The sequence below is a fragment of the Clostridia bacterium genome (assembly GCA_017405765.1).
Taxonomy (GTDB): Bacteria; Bacillota; Clostridia; order Oscillospirales; family RGIG577; genus RGIG577.
This window is the reverse complement of record JAFQZS010000042.1, coordinates 13,930-30,010: the sequence shown is the minus strand read 5'-3', so window position 1 is coordinate 30,010 and position 16,081 is coordinate 13,930. Positions and strand designations below refer to the sequence as shown.

Genomic DNA, 16,081 nt, shown 5'->3' with positions numbered 1-16,081 from the left:
ATAATCAATATATTAACATAACTTTTGATAAAATGCAAATTATAATATTCATTATTCGTTTTTTTTGCGATGTGCAACTACGCTAAAGAGCACAAGGTCTCGATCGCCCGTATTTATTATACTGTGTACCGAGCCCTCGGGACAGATGTGGCACACGCCCGCTTTCAGCTTTTCCGACACTCCGTCGCATATTGCCGTACCCGTTCCGCTTATCACGTAATTTATGTCGTCGCCGGTTTTCTGCAGATGCTGTCCTATCGAAGAGCCTGCGGGTATGCGGCTTATTATTATCTTTCCACGATCGTCCGAAAACATTTTTGCGGAGACGGAGCCGTCGCCGCCGTTTAAATTCGGTATTTTAAGCGTTTCAAAAGCATTAAGATCGATAAGCATTTTTGCCTCCCGAAATATATCGTCATATCTGAGATTTTGCCCAAGATACTACCTGATCTCTTGCGCTGTCTGCGCTGTGGCCTTCCACAGCCAGAGCTTTTTTAAAAGAAGCGCCTTTACATATCTTTTTTAAGTCCTTCTGCACGTTTCCGAGCCCGCTTCCCTCGTGGGTCATAACGGGCAGCACATTTTTGCCCTTCCAGCTTAATCGTTCTAGCTGTGAAAAAACGGCGCAGGGGAATGTGCCCCACCAGCACGGGCCGCAGATGAAAACATTGTCGTAGCCGTCAAGACTTTCAAGGTATCTTTTAAGCTCGGGACGCGCGCCCGCCTTTAATTCGGCCTTTGCGACCTCGGTGCAGGCCATATAATCAGCCGGATATTCCTTTACGGTTTCTATTTCAAATATATCTGCCGATAAGGCGTCTTTAATATAAGAGACAATTTTTCCCGTATTGCCGCGCTCCAGCTTTTTGATCTCGCCGCCCAAATAGTTTTCGCCTTTTCTTGAATAATAGATTATAAGATTTGACGTCATTTTAATATGCTCCTTCTATTTATTTTTTAATCTACGTATATTTCTCGCGTGAGCCAGTCTGCAACAACGCTTTCCGAGCCATAAATGCTATCGCCGCGTATCACAATACCTTCCCTTACGTAAGATGCGGGGCATGCGGCTTCAATTTCGGCCTGTGTGTCTCCCATGGCGCCGCCGCCGCTTGTACAAAGCGGAAGGATAGTCTTGCCGCTGAAGTCGTATTCATCTAAAAATGCCGAAACGGGACCCGGCAGCGAGCCCCACCAGCAGGGATAAATAAGTATTATCGTACCGTATTCATCCATATTTTCAACGTGCGACGAAAGCGCGCGCCTTGTGCCCTCCGAGAGCTCTTTTTTCGCTATATCGGTAGTTTCGCTGTAGCTTTTAGGATATTTGTCACTTACACGTATGGAAAAAACGTCGCCGCGCACAACAGAAGAAACCATATCCGAAAGCAGCTTTGCATTGCCCGACGCCTCGCTTCCGCTGATGTTTATACTTGCCGAGGCAACTGCGTCTGTCTCGGGGTCAAGATCTATGTTTTCCGCGCGCGTAAAGTATGCAATGAGCACTTTGTCATTTGCGTTTGCGGCGGGCGGATCATCATTGTAAGAAAGATCGGGACTTTCTTCGTTTGGAGACGGAATGTTACTGTCTTCGATGACGTCGTCTGCGTCGCCTTTTTCCTCGTTTAAAGCGGCCGCGCTTTCATCGGCGGCGGCAGCAGATGTTTCGGCTTCGGCGGCAGATGGGCTTTCGCCGCTTTGTGTGCCGGATGAGCACGCCGAAAACAAAAAGAGCATAAATATTACTATGGCCGCCATGATAAGAAGTGCAGGCTTTTTCATATCGATCCCTCCGTATGGATTCATATTCTTATTATAAAGGAATACGACATAAATTGCAATTTAAAGAAAAAAACAAGCCGCCGGTGAGGGCGGCTTGCATGAGCCATATAAATTATTGCTTTGCCTGCGGTCTTACGAACATCTGCGACCAGAAGCTGCCGTTTTCCCAATATCCCACGCCTATTTCAGTATAAGAGGGGTCAAGTATATTGGCGCGGTGCCCCTCCGAGTTCATCCAGGCGTTTACTGCGGCCTCGGCGCTTTTATATCCCATTGCTATGTTTTCGCCGGCGCTTACAAACTCTATGCCGAAGGCGCGCATCATATCAAAGGGCGAGCCGTAGGTTGGGCTTTCGTGCGAGAAATAGCCGTATTTGGCCATGTCCTCTGCCTTTGAGCGCGCGACGCGCGACAGATCCTCGTTTAACGAAAGCTCCGCAAGGCCGTATGAGGCTCTTATCTCATTTGTGAGCCTTACGACTTCGCGCTCTGTTTCGCTTACGGCGCTTTGCGCAGAGGGCGCTGCATTGCTGTCTTCGGGTCCCGACGCATCGGGGGATAGGGGAGTGTCGGAAGCGGGCGGCGTTTCGTAGGCGGGGGCGTCGGCGGGAATGCTCTGCGGTGCTTCGTTGATCATGACGGGGCTTTTGAAAACGAGGCTTATAATATTCTCGCTTACGGTTATGAAGTCTTTGCCGCCTGCCCATAGCTTTATGCCCGTTTCGTATACATCTGCGCCCGCGTCTGCGGGCAGGGGCAGCTTTGAAGGATCACACGGCGCTCCCATGGCGGATGCGCCTGCAGCCGAGACAGTAAGTATTAGCGCGGCGCAGACGCCGGCGGTGCGTTTAAAGAATTTTCGCATATTAAATAGAACTCCTTTCATATAAGGCTCGGGACGAGCCCTTATTGAAAGATATATCCTTCTTTGACCGAATAGGTACCATTTATCGGTATATTTAGATTTTACAGTAATATTATGCGCTTTTCAATGCAAAAATTCTTCCATGGATATTATTTCTTATACAGACGTGTCCCGTCTGTGAAAAGCAAAGTACAGATCTGGCGCTAATCTATCGTGACCGTCTCCGGGTCGTAGAGCGGCTTGCCCGTATCGATGTCAACCCAGAAGATTGAAACGCGATCCGCGCCGTCCTTTACAACGGAAGCCTTTTCTTTGGCGCCCGTTACAAAGACGGAGCCCAAGAATCTGCCGTTTTCATCGTAGGAGGCCACGATCACGGGGCGAGACGAAGTGACGGCGTCCGAAGTCGTTATAGACCCCGTAGTCTTATCAAAGCGCCAGGGCGCTTCTGCCGTAAACATATATTGTACGCATGCCTGCGTGCCGTCGTCGCTCACCCATTGGATCTCTGCGTCGTGACCGTTCAGCACCGCGCTCATTTCCTCCTTTGAGAGGAAGCGGTAGACGTCGGTCGCCGTTTCTTCGGGATCTATGTAGACCAATACGCGATACGTTCCTCCCTCGGTGAAGGTGCTGCTTTCATAAAGTGTATAAAGGCTGTCGTCAGCCGATGTTCCCAGCCAAACCACTCCGCCTCCAAAGAGGCTTTTGTCGCTTATCCGATAGTGCGCGCCCAGGGGGACCGAGGCCGTGAACGAGGGCGCCCTTTTGGGAACAGGCGCACAAACATCGGTCACGCTAAGTGCGCGGATAGTATGGGCGCGCTTTTCGACCGTTACGCTGCAGTCGGCGTGTACGCCGCCGTTTGCGGAGATGGCTGTGATGACGGCGGTGCCGGATTTCAGCGCCGTTACCTTGCCGTTGGGGTCGACTACGGCAACGCTGCTGTCCGAGCTTTGCCAGCTTACGCCGAGATCGGCGGCCTCGTAGGGGATAAAGGTCACCACCTGCAGGCCGGTGCTTTCGCCCACGGTGAGCGCGGCGTCGGTCTTATTAAGGACAAGGCCGGTGGCGGGAACGCCCTCCGCGCATGTAAAGACAGCCGTAAGCGCCGCCTGGGTATGGTCGTCGCTTACCCAGACATCGGCGTCAAATGCGCCGTTGATCGTGCCTTTGATCTCCGCGGCGTCAGGGAAGAGGAACGCGTCCGAGGCGCGTTCGAGGGATATGCTGACCATGTATTCTTTCCCCGCCTCGAAGGTATCTTTTTTTTCCACCACCATATAGTAGCCGTCTTTGTTCTTTGGGTAATTGAGCCAAACGATGGAGCCAAGCGAGGTATTCATGAGCTTATAGGGCGCTCCTGTGGGAACGGAGACTGAAAACGCGGGCTTCTGCCCCGCAAGCGGAATGACAACGTCATCTGCGTTTACCGTGCGGATGACAGCGTCGTCGCCTCTCACGGTTATCGTGCCGGCTTCGACAAGCTCGGTTCTTACAAAGTCAAGGTCTGCGTTGTAGATATCGAAGCCCTTGAGGCTCACGTCGAAATCGAGGATCTTCGCCGCATTGTAGTCATCGGGCTTCGCGCCCTCCTTCAGGCGGAAGACAAGCGTAAAGAGCTCTCCCGTGCCTGTTATGTTCGACGTTCTGAAATCGTCGCCGAAGCGGATGACATGCTCGCCCGCGTAATCAAGGCTCATATGCGCATCCTCTAACTGGTTCGTGAAAAGGGCGTAGGAAAGGCTGTTGTCTATCGGGCCCGTGCCGTTGTCCGGCGCGAGCGCGTCGTTATATTCTATATCGATAAGATCCATCGCGTCGGGGTTCCATTTCGCCGTGACGCTGCCGCCGATGTAGCCTTCGTTGTATGAGGAGAATACCGGCACTCTGACCGTCGTGCCGTCCTCGTAGTCCGCGGTCACGCTGCCCGCCCTTAGCCTAAGCCCTGTATCGGCGGTGTAGTTGCTCTCGCACGAGTAGCGGTAGATCTGCACATAGAGCGGGTTGCCGATCGCGTCCCAAAGGTATTCGCGGTCAAAATATCTGTCAAGACCTGACCAGCCGGCCACGTACCGTTTGATAAGGATAAGATCCTTGTGGTCCACCTTTGCGCTGAAATCGACGTCTGCAAGCGCTTCGCGGTCGCCGCTTCCTACCTGGCGGGCGCCGGGGCCTATGGCCTTTACGGGACGGTTAAGATATTCCAAAAGCGCCTCGATGTCGTATTCGCCTACCACGTCGCCGTCGGATTTGTAGGAAACATCGCCCATATTAAATCTCCCGGGAACCTTCGATCCCGTTGTGAGGCGCGATATGGTGGGAAGACGGTTGGCCCAGGCGTAACGGGCGAAAGGCAGAGCCGGACCGGATGTGCTTGCCGGAGGCGGTACGCTGTCGAGGACCACATTGCCCGCCGCGCCGTTTTCAAAGCCAAGGGAGCCTCTGCCGATGTCTCTGAGCATATACGGAAGCTGGTAGTTCTGATAACAGGAAGGGAAATTATCACCAATCTTCAACGGATAATCCCTGTAGTTTGCCTTGGGGATATCGGAAAAGCTGTAGTCTCCGATATAGCGCAGGCTGTTGCCGAGTTTTATGCGGTACAGATCATTAGAGTACAGCCAGCTGTCGGAAGCCGTGACCATCCTCACCTTGCGAAGCCGGGGCATATCGCAGAAGCTTGAAGAGCCCACGATCCAGGGCCCGTCGCCGAAGCGGATCTCCTTTGTCCACGGCAGGTGGGCAAAGCAGTCGTCACCTATTACGAGCCAGTTTGCCTCGTTATTATATGGGAATAATATGGTATCAAGCTCCGGCATGCGCGAAAAGCAGCCGTCGTCTATGCGAAGAAGCGTCTTCGGGATGGTGACCGTTTTAAGGCCGCTGCCGGAAAAGCAGCCGCTCGATATGTACTCAAGGCCGATGGGGAGATTCGCTTCAGTGAGATTTTTGCAGCCCGAGAAATTGTTTCGGCCTATGCGCTTTACTGTCATTGAAAGAAAGACCTTTTTAAGGTGGGGGCTGTCCTTTATGATATTGTCGCCAAGCTGTGTAACTCCGCTCTCCGTTCGGAAATACTCCGCAACGTCGAGGTATTTGTCGTAGGGCGAAAGGCGCTCGAACCGGCCGCTGCCGCTTACGGAGAAGGTCTTTGTCGCAAAGTCATAATGCCAGTGGATGCTCCCCGCGTCGCCGCTGTCTTCAAGCGTCTTGAAATCGCGCCGGAACGCCACGTCCGATTTCACAAAGCCTTCGTCGCTGTACACATGTCCGATGTAGTCGATAAAAGCGCCTGCGGGGCCTGCAAGCTTAGTATCCTCAAGCTCGACGACAGTATGGTCTGCCCAGTTTTCGATATAGGCGCTGCAGTTCGATAAGATGAGATTAACAAATGTGCCGTTTTGGAGCGTTCTGAGGTTCAGCGTGCCCGCGCCGCCTATGACCAGCTTGTCGTAATCGTAGCTGTTAAGATACAGGTAGTTCACGTTCACGTCGCTGTCGACGCTGATGGAAGGCGGGTCCTCTCCCGCCCAGCGGTTGAACCAAAGCCTGTCAACATCGCCCTTTAAGTGAAGCGTGCCGGTGTCCGGGTCAAAGGACGCCGTCCCGTCGCCCATGATATCGTCCTTGTTGAACCAGGCCACGGGGTATCCCACATCAAGGGTGTCGCCTCTTGGGCTGATTATTGTCTTCCCAAAGCTGAAAGCATTGAAGTAAGAGAAGTCGAGGTCGAACTCCGCGCATATTTCATGGCCGTCTTCGTCCATGAAATAGAAGTGAGAGACCGGCAGATACACATACTTATCCGTGATGCCCTTGTCTACGTGATGCCCAAGACAGATCTGCACGTCGTCGGCAAAGCGCAGATCGAGAAGCGTATTGCGTACCCAGATCGCTTCGGTCTGCAAATAGACACGCAGCGTATAGCGCTTGTAGTCGAAGCGTTCTTCGTCGCTGTACGGAATGATCGGGACGATCCGGCCCGTATCCTTCTCTATAAGATCGAAGCCGCAGTCCGATACGGACGCCTCTTTATCAAATATGACGCCTTCTATCGCGTGTGCCAATCCGCCAAGCGCATAAGTGTATCCGACCCGGTGGCCGACCTCCGTATAGTTATGCCAGAGCGTTAAAACATGGATGTTGCCCTCCTCATCGTACGCGAGGCTGTAAATATCCTCCTCTGCCCGCGCCGTCATGCCGAGGGCGGGCAAAAGCCCCGCCAGCATAACAAGGGCAAGAAGAAGACCCAAAAGCCTTTTTCCCTTGATTTTCATAAAGTCGCCTCCCTTTCTTCGTTAAAGAGGAAGCCCGAAGGGGCTTCGCACCCGTTTTTTCATGCTTATACTTTTATTTTACTAAAGACAAAAGCATACTTTCAACATTTTGCGCGATTTTGTATAAGAATCCCCGCAGAACGTTTCGTCTGCGGGGATCATGTGCATTATTTCATATACGAAGGAGCGGATCGGCTTATTTAACAAGCTCCTTGTTTACGAATATTGAAACGACTCTTTTGCTGGTGCCGTTGTAAGCGAGAGTTACGACCATTCCTTCGGTTATGCTGCCCGAGCCGTTCACCGATGCGGGAATAAGGTCCGAAAGAGTGCCGAGCTTCGTGCCTGCTTGGTTCGTGGTATGCGGATCTATTATGAATACATTCGCGTTTTTCGCAAGGTAGAAGGCCTTGTTCGCGCCTGCGTTATACTCTGCGAATATGCCCGCGACTTCCTCGTCGCTCCAACTGTATGCGCCGCTTATAGGTTTGCCGGATGAGTTTACATAAGCGTTTGAAAGGGGACGAAGGACAAGCGTGTTCTTCGCGCTGTCGATATCCACGACCATAAATGCCGCAAGATACTCGCTGCCCTGTCCGCTTGGGGTGGTAGTCATAGCGGCGGTGGTGAGAGCCCGCATTTTCTCTATATTGCCCCGGCTGCTTATATTGAACATGATCATGCCGGCATTACGGCCCATCTGAGTTATCCAGTCGTCGGTCGTGAAGAGATCGTCATCTGCTATGATGGCGTCGACGTCGCCTGTGCGGCTTGAAAGGATCGTCGATGCGTTGTCGCCGAAGGCGATGGTGTATTCGTAGTGGTCAGCGTATCGTTCTATAGATTTAAGGTAGCCTATAATGTCTCTCGTATCGGAGTTTTGCGCCTCTTTCCAATCACGTATCGTTATCATGGCGGCAACAGTGTTGTTCGCATTCATTTTATAGCCTACTATTGCGGCGCTTTTCCCGGTAAAGTGCGGATATACGCCGGTAAGCACGCTGACAGTGTCGCCCGTCGCGTCGGTCGCGAACACAAGCGTCTTGTCGGTAAAACGATATTTGTTTTTGAGCATTTTCGTTGTGCTGTTGTAATACGCGGAATAACTTCCCGACGTATCGACGATATCCAGAGTGTTTCCGTATATACTGAGCGAAGCGATGCGGCCGAGATCGTCCGTTATGTATTCGCAGAGCGCGTAAGGCATACCGCTTGCGGCCTGAGCCTCGTCAAAGGCAGAACGAAGCTCCTGATATGTCAGCGGAGCGTCTGCCCGTGTTTTGCTTTGGCCGTTGCCCGTTAAGTATTCATCAAGTCCGCCGCTGTCGTCTGCTTTTATTGAAAATTCCGTAAGCTTGCCGTTTTCGTTGTATCCGTAAGCCGTAAAGCTTTCGCTTTGGTCACCGACGCCCGAAGCGGATGACGAAAGTTTCGTAAGTACGAAGAAGCCTTCATCCGGAACGATTTTCCCGCCGTCTGAGGGCATTTGGGTGCATTCGGTCTTCGCCGTGAATGTGCCCGCGTTGAGCCAGATGAGCTTCACGCTGTCGCCCAAGCTTACGTCTATCGCCCCGGGTGAGCTTAAAACATTTATAGATATCATTTTCCCGTTTTTGTCGTAGACTGCCGCATATGCGGGGGCGCTTTCCGAAACGCTGCCAGAAACAGTCAGCACACCGTCTGAAAGGGAATATAGTATAGCTTCTCCCGCAGCTTCGTCCGTGCGGGATCGCATCACGGATATGCCGCTCGCCATTCCGAATGAGGGCAGCATGGCAAGTATCATGCACAGCGCGATCATCATACAAATAATCTTATTTTTCATGCAGTCCTCCTTATCATGTGCGTGACTTAAGTATCTTCTTGTCCACATTTGAGTTTTACGATATTTTGACAAAAACCCTGAACACCAAAATATTTCCATTATATATTTTCAGCTTACCATATTAGATCCCGCAATGCAAGAGAAAGGGTGTTTTTTAAAAAAAAGCACCCGCCGTGCGCTTTCTGCCGGCAGGTGCTTTGAAATATCGCATTTTTTATCGTTTTTTACAGCTTCTTAAGAACGAGCGCGCCCATTTCGGTGCAGGAAACGCGCTTTGCGCCGTCCTGCATTATGTCCGCGGTGCGGTATCCCTCGTCGAGCACGTCGTTTACGGCCGCCTCTATGTCGTCGGCCTCCTTCGCCATATCGAACGAGTAGCGAAGCATCATCGCAACGGAAAGTATCGTTCCAAGCGGATTTGCCAGGTCCTTGCCCGCGATGTCGGGCGCGGAGCCGTGTATCGGCTCGTACATGCCGCGCGTGCCGGAAGACAGCGACGCCGACGGCATCATGCCGATGGAGCCCGTGAGCATGGACGCCTCGTCGGAGAGGATGTCGCCGAACATGTTCTCGGTCACGATAACGTCAAACTGAGTCGGGTTCTTTATAAGCTGCATTGCGGCGTTGTCAACGAGCACGTCGCTGTACTGCACCTCGGGATACTCCTCGCTCAGCCTGTGCATCACCTTTCTCCAAAGGCGCGACGTCTCTATTACGTTCGCCTTATCAACGCTTGCAAGCTTCTTGTTACGCTTCATCGCCGTCTCGAACGCAACTCTGCCTATGCGCTCTATCTCATGCTCGGAGTAGGGCATAACGTCTGTCGCAACAAGCTCGCCGTTCACCTCTTCGGTCTTCTTGGGGCCGAAGTATACGCCGCCCGTAAGCTCTCTTACTATAAGCAGGTCTATGCCGTTCTTCGTTATCTCGCTCTTTAAGGGCGATGCGTCGGCAAGCTGCAAAAAGAGCTTTGTGGGGCGTAAGTTTGCAAAGAGCTCAAGCTCCTTTCTTACTGCCAAAAGCGCCTTTTCGGGGCGGACGTCTGCGGGGCAGCCGTCCCACTTGGGGCCGCCTACCGCGCCGAGGAGCACGCTGTCGGACGCTTTGCACTTTTCCATGCCCTCGTCGGTTATCGGCACGCCGTATTTGTCTATCGAGCAGCCTCCGATGTCAACGTAGGTATATTCAAATTTGTGGCCGTATTTTTCGCCTATTTTGTCAAGCACTTTTATTGCCTGCGCCATGATCTCGGGACCTATGCCGTCGCCCGAAAGCACTGTGATCTTTTTGTTCATTTATTCCTTCTCCTTCAGCGACTTTAAAAGTCCGCCCTTTTCGATTATATTCTGTATAAATTCGGGGAAAGGCTGCGCCTTATACGTCTTGCCAGTCGTAATATCGGTTATTACGCCCGTTGTAAAGTCAACGCTCACCTCGTCGCCGGCATTTATCTCCTCGGCAGCCTCGGGGCATTCCAAAATGGGGAGACCGATGTTTATCGCGTTTCTGTAGAATATGCGCGCAAAGCTCTTTGCTATAACGCAGCCCGTCTCGCACGTTTTTATAACGAGGGGGGCGTGCTCGCGCGAGGAGCCGCAGCCGAAGTTCCAGCCGGCCACCATAACGTCGCCCGCCTTTACTTTGTTTACGAAATCCGCGTCGATATCCTCCATGCAGTGCTGCGCGAGCTCCTTCGCATCGGAGCTGTTTAAGTATCGCGCCGGTATGATAACGTCGGTATCTACGTTATCGGGATATTTGAAAACTTTTCCCTGAGTATTCATTCTTATACCTCCTTCGGAGCGGTGATATGGCCCGTAAGCGCGCTTTGAGCCGCCGTCTGCGGGCTTGCGAGATATACCTCGCTGTCAACGTGGCCCATGCGTCCCACGAAGTTGCGGTTCGTCGTTGCAACGCAGCGTTCGCCCGCCGCAAGTATGCCCATATAGCCGCCTAAGCACGGGCCGCAGGTGGGCGTTGATACTACGGCTCCCGCCTCCATGAAGGCGGTGACGTAGCCTCTCTCGATGCATTCCTTCATTATCTGCATCGTTGCGGGGATTATGATGCAGCGAACGCCGTCTGCAACCTTGTTGCCCTTGAGTACCTTATAGGCGTTCTCCATATCCTCCATGCGTCCGTTCGTGCAGCTTCCTATTACTACCTGGTCTATCTTTATATCGGAAAGCTCGGCTGCCGGGCGCGTGTTTTCGGGAAGATGCGGACAGCTTACCGTCGGGCGTATAGCCGAAAGGTCGATGTCTATCGTTTTTTCGTATTCTGCGTCGGGGTCGGCCGCATATACGACGGGCTCTCTTTCGCTTCTGCCCGTAAGGTATGCCATAGTCACGTCGTCAACAGGGAATATGCCGTTCTTCGCACCTGCCTCTATCGCCATGTTGCAGATGCAGAGGCGGTCGTCCATCGTAAGGTTCTTTACGCCGTCGCCCACGAACTCCATGCTCTTATAGAGCGCGCCGTCAACGCCTATCATGCCGATTATCGTAAGTATTACGTCCTTGCCGCCGCAGTTTTTCGGAAGTTTTCCCGTAAGGTTGAACTTTATTGCCGACGGCACCTTGAACCATGCCATGCCCGTGGCCATTCCGGCGGCCATGTCGGTGCTGCCCACGCCCGTGGAGAACGCGCCCAAAGCGCCGTAGGTGCAGGTGTGGCTGTCGGCGCCTATGATGCAGTCGCCTGCGGTAACTACGCCCTGCTCGGGCAGAAGCGCGTGCTCTACGCCCATCTTGCCGACGTCGTAGAAGTGGCTAACGCAGTGCGAGCAGGCGAAATTGCGGCACTGCTTCGACTGAGTAGCCGCCTTTATGTCTTTGTTCGGTACGAAGTGGTCCAAAACTATCGCCACCTTGTCCTTGTCGAAGACCTTGTCAAAGCCGGCCTTGTTGAACTCGTTTATCGCAACGGGCGTCGTTATGTCGTTGCCCAGCACTATGTCGAGCTTCGCGTTTATGAGCTGTCCGGCAGTAACGTGCTCTAGCCCCGCGTGCGCGGCTAATATCTTTTGAGTCATGGTCATTCCCATATATTTTTTCCTCCTTATTTATCTCTGCGGTTGAGGGCGGAGAACAGCGCGTTTATCGACGACGCGATTATATCGTCGTTTATGCCCGCGCCCCAAACCTTTTTGCCGTCGGGCAGCGTGATGCTCAGGTAAGTTATCGCCTGTGAGAACGAGCCCTTTGAAAGCGCGTGCTCGTCGTACGTCATCTGCGAGTACTTTATGCCGAGCTGCTGCTTTATCGCGTTGCTCACGGCGTCAAGTCTGCCGTTGCCCGTTGCCGTTATATCCTTCACTACGCCGTCCTGTTCTACGGTGACTACGACGTGTATCTCGGGCGTGCGCTTGAAGTGATAATCGATAAGCTTAAGCGGCGCGTTCACATTCACGTATTCCTTCGTGAATACGTCGAGCACCTCTGCGGGCGAGAGCTCTGCGTGCGCCACGTCGGACGCGCGCTTTACCGTATAGCCGACCTCCTCGCGCATAGCTGCGGGAAGTATGTATCCGAAGTTGTTCTCGAGAAGGTATCCTATGCCGCCCTTGCCGGACTGCGAATTTATGCGGATAACGTCCGTCTCGTACACCCTGCCCACGTCGTTCGGGTCGAGCGGCAGATACGGTACGGTCCACGTTTCGATGTTCTTCTCCTCGCGCCACTTCATGCCCTTTGCGATGGCGTCCTGATGCGAACCGGAGAACGCCGCGAACACAAGCTTTCCGGAGTAAGGCTGGCGGTCGTAGACCTGCATGCGCGTCACTCTCTCGTAGAGGCTTGCGATCGACGGCATATCGGTAAAATCAAGCCCCGGTTCAACGCCGTGCGTGTAGAGATTCAGCGCGAGCGTGACTATATCCACATTGCCGGTGCGCTCGCCGTTTCCGAAGAGCGTGCCTTCTATCCTGTCGGCGCCGGCCAAAAGCCCCAGCTCCGAATCTGCCACGGCGCAGCCGCGGTCGTTATGCGGGTGAAGGGAAACGATCACATTTTCTCTGTACTTTAAGTTGTCGCACATATATTCGACCTGATCCGCGTAAACGTGCGGCGAAGAAAGCTCTACCGTTACGGGCAGGTTTATTATGGCCTTTCTGTCTGCGGTGGGCTTCCATACGTCCAAAACGGCGTTGCATATCTCGAGTGCGAACTCCGGCTCGGTGCCGGTGAACGACTCGGGCGAATATTCATAGCGGTACTTTGCGCCCGTTTCCGCAGCTATCTTTTCAAACAGCTTTGCGCCTTCTATCGCTATATCTATTATCTCCGATTTCGGCTTTTTAAAGACCTGCTCGCGCTGTGCGAGAGAGGTCGAATTGTAAAGATGGACTACCGCGTTTTTGCAGCCCTCGAGCGCTTCGAACGTCTTTCTTATGATGTGCTCGCGGCTCTGCGTCAATACCTGAACGGTCACGTCGTCGGGTATCATGTTTTTCTCGATGAGCGTTCTTAAAAACGTATATTCCGTATCGGAAGCCGCCGGAAAGCCCACTTCGATCTCCTTGAAGCCTATCTTAACGAGAAGCTCGAAAAAGTCGAGCTTTTCAGAGAGGCTCATAGGCGTTATGAGCGACTGGTTGCCGTCGCGCAGGTCAACGGAGCACCATATCGGCGCACGGTCTACATACGGTTTGTCGGCCCATTTTCTCTGCGGGTTCTTCACGGGGAAGAACTGGCGGGTATATTTTTTTGCGTTTACCATGATTTTACCTCCTTATCTCTGCCCAAAAGCGGCAAGCGTATGCGCGGGAGCGGGCATATATAAGCGTATTATGATATAAAGCGTCGCCTTCGACCGTTAAAACGGCGCGTTTTGGTTTTAGTTGTTTATCAGCTTGTCCTCGTCGCTCCAGCTGTAGAGCTTTCTTATATCTTTGCCGATGACCTCGCTCGGATGCTCGGAAGCGCGCTTTCTCATGGCGTTAAAGTGTACCTGAGCGCCCGCGTCGGACATATCGAGCAGGAACTGTTTTGCGAAGGAGCCGTCCTGTATATCGGAAAGTATCTGCTTCATCGCCTTCTTCGTATCTTCGGTTATGATCTTCGGGCCGGTGATGTAATCGCCGTATTCGGCCGTGTTGGATATCGAGTAGCGCATTCCCTCAAAGCCGCTCTGATAGATAAGGTCAACGATGAGCTTCATCTCATGGATGCACTCGAAGTAAGCGTTCCTCGGGTCGTAGCCCGCCTCACCGAGCGTCTCGAAGCCTGCCTGCATGAGCGCGCATACGCCGCCGCAAAGCACAGCTTGCTCGCCGAAGAGGTCGGTCTCGGTCTCTGTTCTGAACGTTGTTTCAAGTACGCCTGCGCGCGCGCCGCCGATGCCCAATGCGTATGCAAGACCTATCTCAAGCGCGTCGCCCGTTGCGTCCTGCTCGACTGCGATAAGGCAGGGAACGCCCTTGCCGGCCTGGTATTCGCTTCTTACGGTGTGGCCGGGGCCCTTGGGAGCTATCATTATTACGTTCACGTTCTTCGGAGGCTTTATGCAGCCAAAGTGGATGTTGAAGCCGTGCGCGAAAGCGAGAGTCTTGCCCTCGGAAAGATTGGGCTCGATGCTCTCCTTGTAGAGCTTAGCCTGCTTTTCGTCGTTTATAAGTATCATTATGAGATCGGCGTTCTTTGCGGCTTCCGCTGCGGTATATACCTTTAAGCCGGCAGCCTCGGCCTTAGCCCAGCTCTTGCTGCCCTCGTAAAGGCCGACTATAACGTTTACGCCGGATTCCTTTAAATTGAGCGCGTGCGCGTGACCCTGCGAGCCGTAGCCTATAATGGCAACGATCTTGCCGTCAAGCTTCTGAAGGTTGCAGTCCTGCTGATAATAGATTTTCTGCATGATTTTTGTCTCCTTTAAAGTAATATTTATATAATTATTTTTATTATTTTCACAACAAAAAACGCCCCCGTCTCTTAATTATCCAAAACGATAAGGCAAAGAGACGAAAGCATCAAAACGACAAGCTTTAAGAACTTCCGCGGTACCACTCTTTTTCGCCCCGAAAAAGGGACGCTCTCGGGCGCAGACACGCCTTAACTCTGTTACGGGAGTTCCCGTCTGCAGCTACTCTTTTTTAAAATTTCAATGCAGCCGCTCCGTGGTGAGTTTGGCAATCTTCCGCCGACGCCTCGCACCTTCCGACGTCTCTCTGTACGCTGAAAGCTTCTGCCTACTATTCCACATCATCGCGTTTATTTTTACAGTATGAAATCATTATATTATCTATTTTTGCGCTTGTCAACCGTAAAAAAAGAAATTAGCAAAAAGCGCAGAAGACCTGTTGATATTGCATGTTGTCTAAAATATTTTTTACAGCTGTCTTGACAGCTTTGTTTCTATGTGATACTATGCACTTAACACGACAACTACGTTTTTTCAGAAAAGAGGTAAAGGCATGGAAAAAGTGATAAATGAGATACGCCGTCTGGCGAAGGAGAGGGACGCGGTCATCTTAGCGCATTATTACGTTGACGGCGCTTTGCAGGATATCGCGGACTACGTGGGAGATTCGTTTTATCTTGCGAAGATAGCAAAGCAGGTAAAAAACAGAACTATCGTTTTCTGCGGCGTTACGTTCATGGGCGAAAGCGCGTGTATCCTCGACCCCGAAAAGACCGTGCTTATGCCCGATATAGACGCAGTATGCCCGATGGCGCTTATGGTCGATGAGGAAGAGATAGCGAAAATGCGTAAAGAATACGACGATCTGGCCGTCGTATGCTATATAAATTCAATGGCGGCGACGAAGGCGCTAGTTGACGTATGCGTTACGTCGTCAAACGCGCTTGACATCGTAAGAAAGCTGCCCCAGAAGAATATTTATTTTATACCCGACCAGAACCTGGGCAGCTGGATAGCCGCGCAGGTACCCGAAAAGAACTTCATATTCGGCAAAGGCTACTGCCCCATTCATCACGAGATAAAGCCCGAGGACGTAAAGAGATACAAAGCGAAGTATCCGGGCGCAAAGGTGCTAGTTCATCCCGAATGTCCGCTTGAGGTAAGCCGTATGGCGGATTACGTCGGCAGCACGAGCGGAATTATCGATTACGCGACGAAAAGCAGCGACAAAGAATTCATAATCGGCACGGAAACGGGCGTTCTTCACAAGCTCAAAAAACAAAATCCCGACAAAGAGTTTCACTTTATAGATGACAGAATATGCGAGGATATGAAAAAGCTGACGCTTCAGAAGGTGGCCGACTGCTTAAGGAACAACGAGCCGAAGGCGTACGTTCCGGACGACGTAAGATTAAAGGCGCAGAAGTCTCTCGATGAAATGCTCAGGCTCGGCGCCAAATAACGGGGTCCGGA

The 16,081-nt window shown here is 52.3% G+C and carries 12 protein-coding genes and 1 other annotated feature; of the genes, 1 reads left to right on the top strand and 11 read right to left on the bottom strand.

Going from position 1 to position 16,081, the window contains the following annotated elements; all coding sequences use genetic code 11:
* Positions 1-51 precede the first annotated feature (51 nt).
* From IJG50_07515 to ilvC, 11 genes are all read right to left on the bottom strand, one after another.
* Positions 52-393 carry a cupin domain-containing protein gene (locus tag IJG50_07515; GenBank protein MBQ3379691.1) on the bottom strand — a complete coding sequence of 114 codons (342 nt, stop codon included), beginning with the start codon at positions 391-393 and terminating at the stop codon, positions 52-54.
* 22 nt (positions 394-415) lie between these two features.
* Positions 416-931, bottom strand: a complete 516-nt coding sequence (locus tag IJG50_07510) for an NAD(P)H-dependent oxidoreductase (GenBank protein MBQ3379690.1) — start codon at positions 929-931, stop codon at positions 416-418.
* A gap of 26 nt (positions 932-957) precedes the next feature.
* Positions 958-1,782: an NAD(P)H-dependent oxidoreductase gene (locus IJG50_07505; GenBank protein ID MBQ3379689.1), complete on the bottom strand. Its 825-nt coding sequence runs from the start codon at positions 1,780-1,782 to the stop codon at positions 958-960.
* Between the two features lie 112 nt (positions 1,783-1,894).
* Positions 1,895-2,569, bottom strand: coding sequence for a hypothetical protein (locus tag IJG50_07500; protein MBQ3379688.1), 675 nt, complete (start codon positions 2,567-2,569; stop codon positions 1,895-1,897).
* A 281-nt stretch (positions 2,570-2,850) separates the two neighbouring features.
* Complete coding sequence (locus IJG50_07495; GenBank protein MBQ3379687.1) at positions 2,851-6,927, bottom strand: leucine-rich repeat protein; 4,077 nt, start codon at positions 6,925-6,927, stop codon at positions 2,851-2,853.
* Positions 6,928-7,123: 196 nt separating this feature from the next.
* Positions 7,124-8,752 carry a hypothetical protein gene (locus IJG50_07490; protein ID MBQ3379686.1) on the bottom strand — a complete coding sequence of 543 codons (1,629 nt, stop codon included), beginning with the start codon at positions 8,750-8,752 and terminating at the stop codon, positions 7,124-7,126.
* Between the two features lie 224 nt (positions 8,753-8,976).
* The gene (gene leuB / locus IJG50_07485; protein ID MBQ3379685.1) at positions 8,977-10,047 is read right to left on the bottom strand and encodes a 3-isopropylmalate dehydrogenase; all 1,071 of its coding nucleotides are present in this window, start codon (positions 10,045-10,047) and stop codon (positions 8,977-8,979) included.
* The gene (gene leuD, locus IJG50_07480; protein MBQ3379684.1) at positions 10,048-10,542 is read right to left on the bottom strand and encodes a 3-isopropylmalate dehydratase small subunit; all 495 of its coding nucleotides are present in this window, start codon (positions 10,540-10,542) and stop codon (positions 10,048-10,050) included.
* Positions 10,539-11,798, bottom strand: coding sequence for a 3-isopropylmalate dehydratase large subunit (leuC, locus tag IJG50_07475; protein ID MBQ3379683.1), 1,260 nt, complete (start codon positions 11,796-11,798; stop codon positions 10,539-10,541). The genes leuD and leuC overlap by 4 nt, the downstream gene beginning before the upstream one ends.
* A gap of 14 nt (positions 11,799-11,812) precedes the next feature.
* Positions 11,813-13,471, bottom strand: a complete 1,659-nt coding sequence (locus IJG50_07470) for a 2-isopropylmalate synthase (GenBank protein ID MBQ3379682.1) — start codon at positions 13,469-13,471, stop codon at positions 11,813-11,815.
* Between the two features lie 117 nt (positions 13,472-13,588).
* Positions 13,589-14,605: a ketol-acid reductoisomerase gene (gene ilvC, locus IJG50_07465; GenBank protein MBQ3379681.1), complete on the bottom strand. Its 1,017-nt coding sequence runs from the start codon at positions 14,603-14,605 to the stop codon at positions 13,589-13,591.
* A gap of 96 nt (positions 14,606-14,701) precedes the next feature.
* Positions 14,702-14,962, bottom strand: a binding site (T-box leader).
* A 199-nt stretch (positions 14,963-15,161) separates the two neighbouring features.
* Here ilvC and nadA point away from each other — a divergent pair.
* The gene (gene nadA, locus IJG50_07460; GenBank protein ID MBQ3379680.1) at positions 15,162-16,070 is read left to right on the top strand and encodes a quinolinate synthase NadA; all 909 of its coding nucleotides are present in this window, start codon (positions 15,162-15,164) and stop codon (positions 16,068-16,070) included.
* Positions 16,071-16,081 lie beyond the last annotated feature (11 nt).

What these genes read in the sequence shown, in the direction of transcription:
- IJG50_07500 (MBQ3379688.1), bottom strand. Translation starts at nt 2,569, where the DNA reads ATGGGAGCGCCGTGTGATCCTTCAAAGCTGCCCCTGCCCGCAGACGCG.
- IJG50_07505 (MBQ3379689.1), bottom strand. Translation starts at nt 1,782, where the DNA reads ATGAAAAAGCCTGCACTTCTTATCATGGCGGCCATAGTAATATTTATG.
- IJG50_07510 (MBQ3379690.1), bottom strand. Translation starts at nt 931, where the DNA reads ATGACGTCAAATCTTATAATCTATTATTCAAGAAAAGGCGAAAACTAT.
- ilvC (MBQ3379681.1), bottom strand. Translation starts at nt 14,605, where the DNA reads ATGCAGAAAATCTATTATCAGCAGGACTGCAACCTTCAGAAGCTTGAC.
- IJG50_07495 (MBQ3379687.1), bottom strand. Translation starts at nt 6,927, where the DNA reads ATGAAAATCAAGGGAAAAAGGCTTTTGGGTCTTCTTCTTGCCCTTGTT.
- leuC (MBQ3379683.1), bottom strand. Translation starts at nt 11,798, where the DNA reads ATGGGAATGACCATGACTCAAAAGATATTAGCCGCGCACGCGGGGCTA.
- IJG50_07470 (MBQ3379682.1), bottom strand. Translation starts at nt 13,471, where the DNA reads ATGGTAAACGCAAAAAAATATACCCGCCAGTTCTTCCCCGTGAAGAAC.
- leuB (MBQ3379685.1), bottom strand. Translation starts at nt 10,047, where the DNA reads ATGAACAAAAAGATCACAGTGCTTTCGGGCGACGGCATAGGTCCCGAG.
- nadA (MBQ3379680.1), top strand. Translation starts at nt 15,162, where the DNA reads ATGGAAAAAGTGATAAATGAGATACGCCGTCTGGCGAAGGAGAGGGAC.
- IJG50_07515 (MBQ3379691.1), bottom strand. Translation starts at nt 393, where the DNA reads ATGCTTATCGATCTTAATGCTTTTGAAACGCTTAAAATACCGAATTTA.
- IJG50_07490 (MBQ3379686.1), bottom strand. Translation starts at nt 8,752, where the DNA reads ATGAAAAATAAGATTATTTGTATGATGATCGCGCTGTGCATGATACTT.